The organism is Geminocystis herdmanii PCC 6308 (genome assembly GCF_000332235.1).
Taxonomy (GTDB): domain Bacteria; phylum Cyanobacteriota; class Cyanobacteriia; order Cyanobacteriales; family Cyanobacteriaceae; genus Geminocystis; species Geminocystis herdmanii.
The window spans coordinates 2149890-2165372 of sequence record NZ_CM001775.1 but is presented as its reverse complement, the minus strand read 5'-3'; the positions used below and the strand labels follow the sequence as shown (position 1 = coordinate 2165372).

Below are 15483 nucleotides of genomic sequence, written 5' to 3'. Positions count from 1 at the left end.
ATAAGCCTAGAAATAAAAATAATCTGTCATGAATAATATAGCAATTACTGGAAAGATTTTTGATTTGTTCGTAGGTTTTAACCCTTATTTAATGGCTAAAGTCATCATTATAAACTTTTTTTAAGGGCGATTTTCCCAAGGCTTTAATTTAAGATATTCATAAATTGCTTTGATATGATTTTCTGTTTTATGGACTTTCATTTCTGTGTGTTGAATGTGCCTTATTAACTCTTTTATATTATTTTCTTGTATCATTTGTTTATCAATAAAACCTTGTTGTTTTTTTGCTAACAGATTTATTCCTGTTTGAATATTATTATTAACTTTTTGTTGATTAATTTCTTGTTCATTTTTTAGGTTATTTATTATTTCTTGAAAGTTGCTAATTTTTGTGATTAAATCTTTTATATTATTGTTATCTGAATCGTTAATTATTTTTAAAATAGGTTCGATTGAACTTTTTATACTATCATATTCTTCCGTTAAAATCTCTTGATATTCTTGGATTTCTTCTCTTTTAATGGTCAAATATTCTAATTGTTCATTGATATTATTAACCATAGCTTGTTTTTCAGTTAAAAAAGACTTAATCGAATTTAATTCTTCTTGGATATTTTGCTCTAAATTTTGATATTTTTCTTGACTCATATTTAAAAATTCTTCGGCAGATTGAAGACGATTTACTAAGTCTATAACTTCTGATTTTCCTCCCAATACTTCCAAAAAAATATAAACAAATTCTATTTTATCTAAATCATTTTTTAGTAGTTTTGCTTCCGTCTGTATTGTTTGGGCAAAAGTTATTCTTTCTTCTGCTTTCATGAGTAAATCATTAACAATATTTTTCAGTTGTTCTAAATCTTGAATTGTGTCAGAATCGTTAATATTATTCATAAAATTTTGATTAAGCTAAAACTCATACAAGTTACCTATAGCATTTTTTTGACTAATGAGATACTTTTTTAAGAAAAGATTTACATAAAAGACTGACTAATTCTCCTTCTTGAGTTACAACATCGGCGAAAGGAATTTTTCGAGGGGGTGATTGTTTCAAAAATTTTACCCTAATTCTCGTAGCTTCATAGGTTAAACCTTTTTTGTCTAATTGTCGTGCTATTTCTTCTATTTCTACATCTCGATCGTACCCTCGATTATAAGATCGATCGAGCTCAAATAACAAGACTGCTGACCATGATAAATTATTTGCCACCAAAATTAAGGCTTTTAAATCAGCAAATTTAACCATATCTAAAGAAGATAATAATACAGAAATTAAAAATTGATGTTCACTTTTCTGTAAAAATTTGATTATCTCCCCTTGTATTTTAAAAATGGGTTTCATATTCAAACCAGCTTTAAAATAAGTATATTTTGCACCGTAATAGAAAACCAGTATCTCTAAAAAATTCTCTGGATTAAAAGAAGCTATAATTTGCTCTAAATCGATAAAATCTGAAAAAAAATCTTCAGTTTCTATTAACTCATCAATTCGATAGATAACTTCTTCGATTACTTGCCACCAAGTTAACTTAAATTGTTGCCATTTCTGCTTTAAATTATCAGGAAAAATACCAGTTTCTAACCATTGCCATATATCATAATTGACAAGATTATTAATAAATTTTTGTCGCCGTTGTTGAATGGTAATTAAACTTTGCCCATAAATTCTCAATTCTTCCGCAAAACTTTCAGGAGTTATCTTGTCTTGAATATCAAATAAAATGGATAACTTATAAGAATTTTCTGCGTTATTTTGTAACCAATACCATTCTTTTTCGGTAATAAAAATTGATTCATAATAACGGGCGCGAGTGATGGCAGTGTACCATTGAAATAAGTCATCATAACCTAACTGATTTTTACTTATTTGGAAAGGAAATAAAATTATTACCGCTTCAAACTCTTGTCCTTTTGCTTCTGAAATTGAATAAATAATGATTTTTTCTTGCTTTTCTAAGTAACTAATTTTTTCGTTTAAATCTTCATCAGTAAAGTTAAATAAATCTCTTTTTAAGAAAACAATTTCATTAATTCCTCCAGTTTCTACTTCTGTATTTTTATCATTTCCTAAACAATTTAATAAATTTTTAAACCAATTATTATCTATTTTTATTAATCGTGGTTTTAATCCTTCATCATAACATTTATCAGGGTTGCCAATGGAAGGTAATTTTCTATTATTGCTTTTAATCTGTTGTGAAAAAGCCTCCTCTAAAATATATTTTGCGACGGAGGCTATTTGTTTTGTATTGCGAAAATTTTGGCTTAATTGAATTTCATTAAATAATTGACGACGAGGGTAGTTATCTGCAAAAATAGTTCTAAAATTTGCCCAAGAAAATCCTGAAATAATTACTCGTTGATTTTCATCTCCTAAAATAATAATTGTTACAGGTAAATGGTAGTTATTAGCTAAATCTAGGAAAATTTTAAGTTGAAACCAATAAAAATCTTGTACCTCATCCAAAATTAATAAAATAGGTTTATTTTTGGTTAATAATTGAATCCATTGCAGATTTTGAGATAAATTATTTAACGCTTTTTGGCTATAACTAAAAGCATCCCTTTCATTAAAAATACTAAAGTTTTTTTCTTTCCATATTTCTTGTAAAAAATTGATAATATCTTGATAAGTTACGGTTAATCCATCTTTGCAATTTAGGGGATAATTAAGATTTTTACCTAAAATAAATGATTGCAAAATACCATAAATATTAATATTAGTGAAGTTATTAATCTGATGATTTCTTTTTTGTAACGATTCTCGCATTATTTTACAACCTTGACTAGCGGTTAAGACGGGATAGATTTCATTAGCTAATTTTTGGATTAATTCATTACGACTAAATAAGGCAATATTATATTGTTGATGGGCTAAATTTTCTTGAAACTCATCATCTAAAATAATTACTTCTGGATTTAAGGATTTAAGGGAATTATAACCAAATTTCTTGAGAGATTTATTTGGTGTAATTATGATGGGAAAAATATCTTCAGCAATAAGTTTATCGGCAATAAAAAAAGCAAGAGTTGTTTTACCTGTTCCTGCTGTACCTTGAATTTGATATACTGGAGATTCGTTAGTTTTTATCTCTTGAATTAGCTGTTTTTGTTCAGAATTTAGACAGGGATTAAAACGATATTTTCCTTCGATAATAAAGTCAATGATTTTTTCTGGGTTAATTTGTTCATCGATGAAGGAATGAGATAGTTTATAATATCGATCGAAATCTTGAAATTGAGTATCTTCTTCTATATTTTCATGATTATCGTCATCAATAATTAACTCCTCTAAATGGGTGTTTAATTCGGGGGGAAAGTATTTAGGTAAATGTTGATAGACGGTTTCTCGTGTAGCGATTCGATGAATAATTAAGTAAGGATTTTTCGTTGAACCAACAGTAAAAATAATGCGATAATCACCGATACGATAGCGCCAAACGGTGGGTTTTCTGCCTTTTAGTCTTTTAATATTGGGATATTCGTGTAAATAAAGTCCTTCTAAACATTCGATCGTCTGTGCTAATTTAGTTATATGGGAATAAAATATTTGTGGAGAATGCAAAACACTTTTAAATCCACTATCTGACAAATAAATATCTAACATAAAAAATGAGGAATTATTAACATTACTCACAGTCTAAGCTAGAAAACATCTAAATTGACTCATGAGAATAAGCAATAAAAGTTTCACAGTTTTTTTGATTATTGAACACCTCCCAAAAATTAATAACATAAGAGTTAAAACCTAACAATTATAAACCCTATTTAGTCAGTCGTTCTACTTTTTACCGAAGAAGATAAACCTTGAAAAAGATACCCTAGGTTTATAATAACCTTCCCCTTCCTTAGCGTAATATCTGAGCTAAGGAAGGTTTCGTTTGTCCAAAGTTCAGTCAGGTAAGGAGAGGGCATTAATCATTCTCTGGTAGTTCTTAATTTAATTTTAAAGCATTAACTGGGACATCATCCCAAGAATTAACGGTTTTGAGGATAACTTGCCATCCTTCTTCTTTCTGTTGTGTTGTAAGTTCCGTTTCCCAATTTTTATGACAGTCTTCTGCCATTGCCTTATTTTTAGTAGCAATACAAGCCTGTAAAATACCACAAGCGTCTCTTTGTTCGTTTACCCAAATAGTCATAATAGTTAATGGTTGTAGATATAAAAATCATTGTTGAAGGCAAGGAATGGAGAATCAGTAATAGGCGTTAATCCATAACTCACCGTATAATGAATTACACGGCTAATATTTCACGTTCAATAAATTGAACTTTTTTTATTAATTCTCAATTCTCAATTTTCAATTTTCAATTAATCTTATCACCTACATAGCAAACAGGTTGATTTCCACTAGGGCGAATATAGGAGGATTTCCCACCGCATAATCTTCCAGCTTTGTCTATATCATAAGGACATTCACACAGCCCTCCTTTTAACGGATTACGGATTGGCTTTGATATATCAGGGCTAGAGGAGGAAGAAGATAGAGAAAATTTTTGCAAAAGGGTGAATCCTGTAATTAATAATCCTGCTAAAATAATTAATGTAGCACTACTAAGCACGATCGATTTTAAAGTAAAAAATTGAGAAAAACGATTATTTTCAGACTTACGACTAGCTTTAGTTTTTTTCCCCCTCAAATTTTCCCATAAAGGAGGATCAACTGCTAAATTTTGGCAAATAACGGGCAACCATGACGAGCCGGGGGCTTGTTGTTCAAGGTGATACAAATCTTGTATTTTTGCCTTGGCATCCTTGACGGCTTGATATAAGGTTTCTCCTCCAGAGTAGGCTTGAAGAAAGAATTTTAAAAACTCTTGAGCAACTTCATCGGGTACAGCTTCTCGCATGATAATAGTTTGAGGTAGGTGTAAATCTGCGAGATTAAAACCTAACCCCAAACCTTCACAGGAGTTGAAGATAGCTAATTCTAACCCATTATGGATAGCTTTTGCCAAGGTATTTTTTAGCCTTTGAATATCGATGGTTTCGTAGGGATTAATTTGCAGTAAACCACGTTCATTATTATTATTACTGGAACTGTGACCTGCAAAAAATAAAATTTGCCATGATTGTTCCCATAATGGGGTTAATTCTGCTAAATTGGGTTGATCTAAGAAGACAACTTCGGCATTAGGTAAACCATTTAAAACACGTCTGTCTCTTTCTATATCGATACCCCGTCGATCGCCCAAAATAGCTAAAATGCGCACTTTTGGAGGATAATTAAAATCGCTCGATCGATTAGGCTTTTGGCAATTAGGCTTACTTAAAGCTATCTCTGTTTGCGGATAACGATGCCAAACACTCCATAAATGCCAAGGCAGTTGCCATAAACGAACATCCGCCGTTTGAATTACGAAACGAATTAAATCTTGTTGATGTAAATGGGGAAAAAGATCGAATAGTAGGGATTGCACCCCAGCATTTTCTAACCACTGATTGAGGTTAGCTTGTAAACTTTCAATATAATCTTGACATTGACTAATGGCAACATTAGTAACTTGAGCCGAGGTTGCACCTAAGCGCAGAGAAATAGCTAAACTGCGATAGCTAGATTGCCAATTTGTATAACTTTGATAAAGATTTGGTGCAGGGGGTAATCTTCCTTCCGTTTCCACTAACAACTCTTTGGAGTCATCGTCACTAAGGCGAATGGTAACGAAAAAACCATTTTCAAAACTACCTTCTCCTATCTTAAAAACGATTAGTTTCTTCCCCATTACACCTAAATAATTGATGGTTTTTGTAAGTAATTATCTTCTCTTTTTCTTGTCTTCCTATACAATTATCTTTTCATTCTTATCTGAAGCCTACAGCCGCTTGCCATACAAAGGCTAAGAGTAAGAAAAATAAAGGAATAACGGGTAATACATCCACTAAAGGTTTAAAAATTTCGTAAGCCTCTGGTAATAGTGCTAGTTGCATCATAATAATAAATAGTTCCTTACTAAACAGATTTTTCTATTAGTATTTTATACTATCAGATTCCTTGATCTTTAAATCACTTATTTAGAGTTCTTCAAAAAAAGATTTTTTATCGGTTTGTCTTTTATTATTTTCTTACTCAGTATATTTTATGATAATGATAATGGATCAACAATCATCGGTTAGTTTTACGATCGAACAAGATATAACCCAAGAAAAGACGGGGGATTTTTTTCAATGGCAATGTCAGGTGACACAGGCTTGTAGAAATTTTGAGGGTTATTTAAAAACCGAGAATTTACCGCCATTGCGAGGGATTAGGGATAAATGGCATACAACAATTTATTTTGACACCCCAGAAAATTTAACCCACTGGTTAGAATCAGATACTCGTCGTGATTTAATGAAGCTGAGAGAAAATATCGGCGGTTATCGATTTATTGGCTATAAAACAGGTTTGGAATGCTGGTTATTACAAAAGAAAAATCTACCGCGCTGGAAACAAGTTTTAAGTGTTTTATTAGGACTATATCCCACCATCATGCTACAGACTTTATTGTTTCTTCATGTGCCTATTTTGGATCATTTACCGTTAGCTGTTCAAGTTTTATTAAGAAATATTATGGCTTGTTTTCTGTTAACTTTTTTTGTGATGCCAACAGTAAGAAAGATATTTCATTTTTGGCTTGAACCCCCTCAACCTTCTCAAAAAAATGCTTTAACGGGAATTTTATTGATTTCGATCGCACTCATATTAATGGTATCTATTTTTCAAACATTAATCGAATAAGTTTGTAGTAAGGGTTTTAACCCTTTTTTTACAAAATACGGTGGATGTCTAATGGCTAAAGCCATCACTACAAACTTTTTTTATAACGATACTTTCGAGAAAAATTAAATTTTCAATGACTCAAACTATTGTAGAGACGTAAAATTTTACGTCTCTACCTAACACCTAAGTATTAAAGACTTACAGTATAGGCATCGGTGACACCCTCTACTTTAAGAATTTCGTCTAAAATGCCCTCTGGTAAAGGATCATCAATGGTTAGTACCATAACTGCATCTCCTCGTACGATCGTACGTCCTACTTGCATACTTGCGATATTTACATTAAAGTTACCTAATAAAGAGCCAATTCTGCCGATGATACCGGGCATATCTCTATGTAAGGTGAATAACATATAATTATTGGGAGGTACGTTAACGGGGTAAGCATTCAAGTTGGTAATGCGAATTTCACCATCGTTAAGTAATGCACCGCGCACAGAGTGAGTGCCTTTTGTGCCTGTGGCTTCCAAGTAAATGGAGTTGCTATAATCTTTGATGGTTGCGTCTCTGGAGTCGATGACGTGAATACCTCTTTCTTTGGCTTCGATGGCGGCGTTAACATAGTTAACTCTTTCCCGTAAGGCTTTGGATAATAAACCTTTGATGGCGGCGGTGACAAGGGGTTGACTGCTATTTTCTGCTAATTCCCCTTCTAATTTTACATTGAAACTTTCCACTCGATCGCCGGCTAATTGTCCGACTAAGTTGCCTAAAGTTTCCGCTAAACGCATATAAGGGCGTAATTTTTCCATCACATCGGGGCTTAATCCGGGGATGTTGACTGCACTTCTAGCAGGTAAGCCTAAGAGAACATCTCTAATTTGTTCCGCTACATCGATCGCTACATTAACTTGCGCTTCAGCGGTGGATGCGCCTAAATGGGGAGTTAAAACCACATTACTACCTAAATCTCTTAATTTTGACTCTCCCAAAGGTTCAGAAGAAAACACATCTAAGGCAGCACCAGCAATTTGCCCTTTAGCTAAGGCTTCATATAAAGCATCTTCGTCGATGATACCACCACGGGAACAGTTAATGATGCGGGTAGTGGGCTTCATTTTGCTGAGGGATTGCTCATTAATGAGATTTGCCGTTTCTTTGGTTTTGGGAACGTGAAGGGTAATATAGTCAGATTCGCTGAAAATCATGTCTAAATCCACTAGAGTACAACCTAACTGATTCGCTCTTTCTTGGGAGATAAAGGGATCATAGGCTAAAATTTTCATACCCATAGCTTTAGCAACTTTGGCAACATGAGAGCCAATTTTTCCTAAACCTACCACGCCGAGGGTTTTTTTGTAAATTTCTGTACCCATGTAACTTTTGCGATCCCATTTTTTCGCCTTTACTGATTGGTTAGCATCGGGAATGTAGCGAGAAAGAGACATCATCATGGCTAAAGCGTGTTCGGCGGCGGCGATCGTATTTCCTTCAGGGGAGTTTACAACCACAATCCCTTTACGGGTGGCACTTGGTACATCCACATTATCCACCCCTACACCAGCACGACCAATAATTTTAAGTTGGGTAGCCGCTTCGATAACTTCTGCGGTTACTTGTGTACCCGATCGAATCATTAAAGCATCGTAATCACCGATAATTCCTGCTAATTCTGTGGGGGATAATCCTGTTTTTACGTCAACTTGTGCTACTTGAGAAAGAATTTTAATTCCTGCTTCGTCCACAGGATCAGATACTAATACTTTTGCCATATTCAATTATATATAGGTTTTATCTTTTGCGATATTTTTTTACGGTATTCGATCGCACAGTATTGATCTTATCATTATTACTCCCCTCTGGAAAAAATAATCCATGGTGGCGGTGGGGAATTGAGGAGTTGGGGGGTTGGGGGGTTGGGGAATTGGGGAGTTGGGGAATTAATAATTGTTCATTGTTAATTGTTCATTGTATAATGATCGATCGATTCTAAAAATTATGTTTATAAATAATTAAATTAACTCATGACTACTTATTATTATCTTGTGGCTAGTGAAAAATTTTTGACCAGTGATAGTGAAAACTTACACGAAATCTTAGATGAAAAACATCGTGATTATCAAGAAAAAAATAAAGAAATAGACTTTTGGTTCATCAAACAACCAGCTTTTTTAGATGCACCAGAATTAAAAGAGGTTAAAGGGAAATGTCCTCAACCTGCCGCCGCCGTAGTTTCCTTAAATAAACAGTGGATTACTTTCCTAAAATTGCGCTTAGAATATGTCATCACTGGAGAATTTAACGCTCCTTCTGATACTATTCCCGATGCGATCGCATCTTTAGCTCTCACGGTATAGCAATTAGGTTATAACTTAATTTCTACCGATTAGATTTTTGCAGAAAAGATTTTTATCTGTTCGTAGTAAGGGCTTTAGCCTGTTTTCCCTTGATTATAGTCGATGTCTAATATTTGTGGTGATTGGTGGGCATTGCCCACCCTACATTTAGCTTAAACGGCGAGAAGCTCCACACTATAAAACGCCGTAGTGGGAAAGAAGGAGTACCACGATGGAAGTTCAAGAAGGATAATTTCCGCTTGAAGCCAACACTTTACGAATGTCAGTGTATGGAGCGTCACCTCATCAGAATGCTTTTTTATCCTCCTATAAAAATTTTTTCTTGAGTAACTTTTCTGTGTCATCTATAGTGATAGGGCGACCAAAAAGATAACCTTGGACGTATTCGCACTGATGTTGTTTAACTTTCTCAAATTGTATTTCTGTCTCAACACCTTCTGCTACTACTTCCATCCCTAAGTTATGCGCTAAATTGACGATACTTTCTAATATTTTCTCTTTTTTCTCATGTTTGCCGATGGCACGAATAAAACAAGCATCTATTTTGAGGATGTCAATGGGTAATTGATATAAACGACTCAGAGAAGAATAACCCGTCCCAAAATCGTCGATACATAGTTTAATACCCAACTCCTTTAATTGATTTAACATGGTATCTGCTCTGTTATCGGTTTCGAGAATGGCACTTTCAGTAATTTCTAATTTAATTAAACGTCGATCGCACTGAGTTTGTTGTAGAATTTGTTCTACTTTCGTCACCAAATTAGACTGTTTAAATTGACGGGGGGAAAGGTTAACATTGATAAAGAAAGAATGAGCAGGAATCAAATTTTGCCAGAGTTTGGATTGAATACAAGCCTGATGTAAAACCCATTCTCCAATTTCCACAATCAATCCTGTTTCTTCGGCTAAGGGGATAAATCCCATGGGGGAGATAAAACCTTGTTCGGGATGATGCCAACGTAATAAAGACTCAAAACCGATAATACTTTGATCTACGACATTTATAATTGGTTGATAATAAGTCTCAAATTGATTTTTTTCTAGGGCTTTGCGTAAATCATTTTCCAGACTAAGCCTTTTTACGGCTACTTTGTGCATAGTTTTATTGAAAATAGCCGATCGAGATTTACCTAAAGATTTCGCTCGATACATGGCTAAATCCGCATCTCTTACCATTTCTTCTCCGTTTTCATAGCCCATGGTACTGAGAGTTATTCCTATGCTTCCAGATGTAAAAATCTCTTGGGAATGAAGTATTAAGGGTTGTTGTAAAGCATTTTGGATTCGATCGACAGTTTCAGAAATGATACTTAAATCCTTGACATCATCAATAATAATCGTAAATTCGTCTCCTCCTAAACGAGCTAATTTATCTTGTTCTCGAAGACTGTTTTTTATTCTTTGTGCTACTTCCTTTAAAAAAACATCTCCCACCGAATGCCCAAGACTATCATTAATTAGTTTAAAACCATCTAAATCTAAGAATAATAGAGCAAAAACATAATCTTGATATTCATTCGCTTTAGCTAAACAATCTTGTAATTCTTTTAAAAACCATGCTCGATTATTCAATCCGGTTAAAGAATCATGAAACGCATCATAAACTAATTTTTTCTGAGTATTGATTTTATCAGTAACATCTCTTTGAATGGCTAAATAATGGGTGACTTCCCCTTGACTATTGGTAATAGATTCAATATGCCATTGATTGTAAAATTCTGTACCATCTTTACGATAGTTGATGGTTTCGCCAAAAAAAACTTTACCGCTTCTGAGTAAAGATTTTAGATGTTTAAAGACCGTTCGATCGGTATTTGGACCTTGTAAAATACGAGGAGTTTTACGGATAATCTCCGAAGGTTGATAACCCGTCATTTTGGTAAAAGCCTGATTAACAAAGACAATTTCAGGACCCGGATAATCTAATTCTGTGGTGGTAATTACGATCGAATCATGCGCGCTATGAACGGCAGCCGCTAATAGGGTAAGTTGTTCCTCATTGTTATCGATATAGCCATTAGCTAATTTTTCAGGGGAAATCATTACTTCCAAAACAGCTACATCAGGAAGGGAGGAATTATCGTCTAAAACCATATTATTATTCTTTATTCTCAGATAAAGTGTAAAGGCTCAATATTCTTGTCAGGATTCCACTATATTATCATTTTCTGGGAAATATAAAGTAAATCTTAAGATTTTTCCTGAAAATAAGTTCTAACCACAAAGTTAAGCTACAGTTTTATACTTCCATTAATTGAGTTCGATCGATCAAAAAATCTAAAAAAGTTTGAGCAATAACCGATAATTGTTTTCCCGCTAAATGGGATATATACCAATGACGAGGAATAGGGAAATTTTCCACATCCAAAACAGCTAAATCCTCATGAGAAGCAAAAGTTAAAGTATGTTTTGATAACACCGAAATTCCTAAACCCCCCAAAACAGCTTGTTTTATCGCCTCATTACTACCCAATTCTAATCTCACCCTCACATTAATACCATGCTCATTAAATAAATTTTGTACCGCTTTACGAGTACCAGAACCAAATTCTCGCATAATAAAAGGATAACTTTCTAACATCTCAAGGGGTATTCGTTTACTATCTACCAACGGATGATCTTGTTTAGCTATAACTACCAACGGATTATCAATAAACGGTTGACTTTTAAGATCAATTTCTGAAGGTGGTTGACTTAAAATATATAAATCATCTTGATTATTTAACATTCTCTCCTGTATCTGTTTATGGTTAGTCACCTGCAAAGAAATATCAATATCGGGATAAAGCAAACAAAAAGAGCCTAAAATACGAGGAATAAAATAAGTAGCCGTGGTAATAACTGATAAACTCAATTTTCCTTCCTTTGTGCCTTTTAAATCGGCAATTTTCATCTCAAAATTATCTAATTGAGTAAAAACATCTTGGCAGGTTGTCAATAATTCTTTTCCTGCTTCCGTGAGATAAAGTTGTTTCCCAATTTGCTCAAATAATGGTAATCCTACGGTTTTTGTTAACTGTTTAACCTGACTTGATACCGTGGGTTGGGTTATGTCTAATTCTTCTGCCGCTTTGGTAAAACTTCCCAGTCGTGCGGTGGTTTCAAATACCTTTAATTGATGTAAAGTAGCGTGAATCAAACATTTAACTCCTATATCTATTTATCTTTATTGATACATAATAAATTATAGATAGATAAAAGTCAATAGTAATTAGGGGCTATCGTGAACTACCAAACACTAACCTAACTGTATAGTGTTGGCTTCATCTTTCACAGGCTCATGCCTCAAGACGGACTTACGTCCACCCTTTGGTCTTACTGAGCCTCCAGATGCAGAGACGGCGGTTCTATCCGTCTTTATCATTCTGATACCTTCGGCTCTTATATTTTTCGTTACACAGGCTTAGAGCGTAATTATACCACCATCTAGCACAGCCCATAACTTGACTAAGTTTTTGGGCTTGTTCATTTGTTGGGTATAACCTTACTTTTATTGCTCTGTGCATCTTTACTAACAATCTTGGTTGGTGATAAAAACTATCTTAGCATAAGATTTTGATTTTGGGGAAAAGAAATGTCCTATAGGACTCTGTTCTGTTGGTCGATCGGCATCCCCCCCTGAAACGTGGTATTATTTTATTGTGTTTACAGCGTGGGACTTCTTTCTCCATTTAAGTTAAAAGTATTTTGATGAGGGAAGGTATCTGGTATTAGGTATTAAGTTAAAGAATGAAAAATAAAGATTTTGAGACTTTGTATAATATAGCTAAAATAAGAATATTATTTCATGGGTTATGCAGATGTATCAACAAGAAAATCCCCCTATTTCTCCGAAAGAGACATTACCCACCATGTACGATTTACCTAGTGAAACATTGGAGGATGAAGGTTTGCCAGACGAGTTTCATTTAATTCAACCCACATTATTAAATTCCACTTTTGTGCCTCCCGATTACTCCGAAAATGAGATTTTTGTCGCTAGTGATTTAAACTTATACTATAATCCTTCCCATCCTCAATGGTATAAACGCCCTGATTGGTTTGGGGTTTTAGGCGGTACAAGACTATATGATAATAGAGAATTAAGATTAAGTTATGTCGCTTGGCAAGAGACAATACAACCTTATGTCGTTATTGAGTTTATTTCCCCCAGCACAGAAGGGGAAGATTTAGGGAAAACTTTGTGGAATAGAAGTAAACCTCCTACCAAATGGATTGTTTATGAGCAACTTTTGAGAATACCTTATTATTTTGTCTTTAATCGTTACACTGATGAGTTTCAAGGTTTTGGGTTGATGATGAATCGTTATCAACGGTTATCGAAACAAGATAAAGGATTTTGGTTAGCTGAAGCAAAGATGGGTTTAGGGTTATGGCAAGGACATTATCAAGGGATCGATCGAACTTGGCTACGATGGTATGATGAACAAGGAAACTGGATTCCTACCCCTCTGGAAACACAAAAACAACTTACCCAGCAGGAAAAACAACGTGCTGAGGAAGAAAGACAACGTGCTGATAAAGCAGAGTTAGAGATTCAAAAACTAAGGGAATTATTAAAACAATCTGGTGTTGATATTCCAGAATAAACATTTAATAAAGTTTGCTAGTAATTCTAAGTTTAAATAGTTCTCTCCTACTGTAAATAATACTTTAATAGATAAAAAAAGATGGAGATTAAAAAAAAATCACTATTTTTTGATGCGCAAATTTTCTCCATCTATATCATAGATAATTGCTGGAGGAATTTCTGCCGTTTTTTTACTCATTATTTCGAGAAACAATAAAGAATAAACATAGCCTTCAGGACAAGATAATTCTTGATAAGATAAGGGTAAAGAATCTGTCAATTTAACATTGCTAAAGTTAGGAAATTTTGCTATCGGTTTTTCTGTTTCACAATAGTTAAATCTGATGGTATTCTGAGGAGTTTTTACTTTACTAAAGCTCATATTTGGACTAGCTAACACCCCCCAATCATCATTTTTAGGTTTATAATTCTTCGTTTTTTCCCTGTTTTCTGGTAAATCTGGTTTACCCCCCCAAATCATTACGACAAAATTTCTCAAATTATTTTCCGTTGCTAAGGCTATAATTGCTATATGTCGATCGTCCAATTTTTGTATTCTAAATAAATGTCCACTAGCAAAAGGTAAATAAAGATTTTTCTCTAAAAATTTACCATTTTGACTAAAGTATTTATCTTGAATATCTGTTAATAACATTAAACTTTCCATCGCTTCTTTTTCAAGAATTTCGACACTTTTTGAAGGTATATTATTAATAGGTTTTTCCACATTGGTAGGAGATTCATCTACAGGAGTCGAATTATCAATGGGAATTACGGGGGGAGAATCATCAACGGGGATAACTGGAGGGAATAAATCTAACTTATTTATCAGTATAAGAACGATCGAGCCTAAGATACCAAAAGTTGTCAGAGTTTGCCATGATAATCTTAGTTTTCTTTTGTCTAAATTATCTAAATCTTTAATAACTTCTTCTACTTTTTGATACCTTGTATTCAGAGAAAAAGAGATCATTTTATTGAGAATTTTTTTTAAATCCCTACTAATTTTTTTTGTTAAATATTCTTCCCAAATCCACTGATTATTTAAGTCAATTAAATCAAAGCTCGATCGATTTGTCAATAAATGAATACAAGTTACTCCTAAACTATATAAATCACTAGCAAAAACAGTTTTTCCCCTAGCTTGTTCTGGTGCAACATATTCCGCACTGCCAATAACCGTCGCCGTTTTACATTTATCTTCTTTATCTAATAATTTTGATGCTCCAAAATCCACTAAATAAAAAGTTTGATTATCAATTCTTCTAATAATATTTTGAGGTTTTATATCTCGATGAATAATATTAAGCAAATGAACTTCTTTAAGAATAGCTAAGACATTTTTCAGTAATTTAATAATTATTTCTTCATTAAAAACACCCTCTTTAATTAATTCATCTTCTAAGTTTTCACCATCAATAAATTCCTGAATAATATAATATCTATTTTCCTGCTTAATAAAATCAATTAATTGGGGAATTTGTACATAAGAATTAAGCATTTTTAAACGAGTTACTTCTTCTTTAAACATCTGCCAATTTTTATGATTTGGATTTTGCAAAGAAGGCAAAAATTGTTTAATTACACAACGAGATAAATTTTTATTACTATAATCAATAGCTAAAAAAGTTTTAGCAAATCCTCCCCTACCAATCTCTTTGATTGCACCATATCGATCGTCAAGCCGTAAACTAGAATTACACTTTTGACAATAAGTGTGAGTATCCAAGTTAAGATAATTACACTCTGGATTAAGACAATAAATCTGCATCTTCACAATTAACAATTAACAATTAACAATTAACAATAAATAATAAAGTTGGCTTTTCTACAAATAATCCCTGATTGAAAAT

Annotated in this window: 14 protein-coding genes; 3 read left to right on the top strand and 11 right to left on the bottom strand. The window is 33.4% G+C overall.

Going from position 1 to position 15483, the window contains the following annotated elements; all coding sequences use genetic code 11:
- Positions 1 to 120: 120 nt before the first annotated feature.
- From SYN6308_RS10790 to SYN6308_RS10770, 5 genes are all read right to left on the bottom strand, one after another.
- Complete coding sequence (locus tag SYN6308_RS10790; protein ID WP_017294454.1) at positions 121 to 894, bottom strand: hypothetical protein; 774 nt, start codon at positions 892 to 894, stop codon at positions 121 to 123.
- 52 nt (positions 895 to 946) lie between these two features.
- Positions 947 to 3607, bottom strand: a complete 2661-nt coding sequence (locus SYN6308_RS10785; protein ID WP_017294453.1) for a PhoH family protein — start codon at positions 3605 to 3607, stop codon at positions 947 to 949.
- Between the two features lie 328 nt (positions 3608 to 3935).
- On the bottom strand, positions 3936 to 4142 hold the full coding sequence (locus SYN6308_RS10780; RefSeq protein WP_017294452.1) for a hypothetical protein: 207 nt from the start codon (positions 4140 to 4142) through the stop codon (positions 3936 to 3938).
- Between the two features lie 166 nt (positions 4143 to 4308).
- A complete protein-coding gene (locus SYN6308_RS10775; RefSeq protein ID WP_017294451.1) occupies positions 4309 to 5724 on the bottom strand; it encodes a CHAT domain-containing protein in 1416 nt (471 codons plus the stop codon).
- A gap of 79 nt (positions 5725 to 5803) precedes the next feature.
- The gene (locus tag SYN6308_RS10770) at positions 5804 to 5932 is read right to left on the bottom strand and encodes a photosystem II reaction center protein K (RefSeq protein ID WP_192816135.1); all 129 of its coding nucleotides are present in this window, start codon (positions 5930 to 5932) and stop codon (positions 5804 to 5806) included.
- Positions 5933 to 6092: 160 nt separating this feature from the next.
- On the opposite strand from SYN6308_RS10770, the gene SYN6308_RS10765 reads away from it, so the two are divergent.
- Positions 6093 to 6719 (top strand): hypothetical protein, encoded by a 627-nt coding sequence (locus tag SYN6308_RS10765; protein WP_017294449.1) that lies wholly within the window; start codon positions 6093 to 6095, stop codon positions 6717 to 6719.
- A gap of 172 nt (positions 6720 to 6891) precedes the next feature.
- On the opposite strand, the gene serA is transcribed toward SYN6308_RS10765, so the two are convergent.
- On the bottom strand, positions 6892 to 8472 hold the full coding sequence (serA, locus tag SYN6308_RS10760) for a phosphoglycerate dehydrogenase (RefSeq protein WP_017294448.1): 1581 nt from the start codon (positions 8470 to 8472) through the stop codon (positions 6892 to 6894).
- Positions 8473 to 8724: 252 nt separating this feature from the next.
- Between serA and SYN6308_RS10755 the strand changes: the two genes are divergently transcribed.
- Entirely contained in the window at positions 8725 to 9057 is a 333-nt protein-coding gene (locus SYN6308_RS10755) for an MgPME-cyclase complex family protein (RefSeq protein ID WP_017294447.1), read from the top strand.
- Positions 9058 to 9363: 306 nt separating this feature from the next.
- Here the strand turns inward: SYN6308_RS10755 and SYN6308_RS10750 are convergent, their stop codons facing one another.
- From SYN6308_RS10750 to SYN6308_RS23905, 4 genes are all read right to left on the bottom strand, one after another.
- Positions 9364 to 11154, bottom strand: a complete 1791-nt coding sequence (locus tag SYN6308_RS10750; protein ID WP_017294446.1) for a putative bifunctional diguanylate cyclase/phosphodiesterase — start codon at positions 11152 to 11154, stop codon at positions 9364 to 9366.
- Between the two features lie 145 nt (positions 11155 to 11299).
- Positions 11300 to 12199, bottom strand: coding sequence for a LysR family transcriptional regulator (locus SYN6308_RS10745; RefSeq protein ID WP_017294445.1), 900 nt, complete (start codon positions 12197 to 12199; stop codon positions 11300 to 11302).
- Positions 12200 to 12298: 99 nt separating this feature from the next.
- Positions 12299 to 12424, bottom strand: a complete 126-nt coding sequence (locus SYN6308_RS25770; RefSeq protein WP_272943029.1) for a hypothetical protein — start codon at positions 12422 to 12424, stop codon at positions 12299 to 12301.
- Positions 12408 to 12566: a helix-turn-helix domain-containing protein gene (locus tag SYN6308_RS23905; RefSeq protein WP_017294444.1), complete on the bottom strand. Its 159-nt coding sequence runs from the start codon at positions 12564 to 12566 to the stop codon at positions 12408 to 12410. Before SYN6308_RS23905 ends, SYN6308_RS25770 begins: the two co-directional genes overlap by 17 nt.
- A gap of 294 nt (positions 12567 to 12860) precedes the next feature.
- On the opposite strand from SYN6308_RS23905, the gene SYN6308_RS10735 reads away from it, so the two are divergent.
- The gene (locus SYN6308_RS10735; protein ID WP_017294443.1) at positions 12861 to 13649 is read left to right on the top strand and encodes a Uma2 family endonuclease; all 789 of its coding nucleotides are present in this window, start codon (positions 12861 to 12863) and stop codon (positions 13647 to 13649) included.
- 102 nt (positions 13650 to 13751) lie between these two features.
- Here SYN6308_RS10735 and SYN6308_RS23380 read toward each other — a convergent pair whose 3' ends face one another.
- Positions 13752 to 15401, bottom strand: a complete 1650-nt coding sequence (locus SYN6308_RS23380; protein ID WP_017294442.1) for a serine/threonine-protein kinase — start codon at positions 15399 to 15401, stop codon at positions 13752 to 13754.
- Positions 15402 to 15483 lie beyond the last annotated feature (82 nt).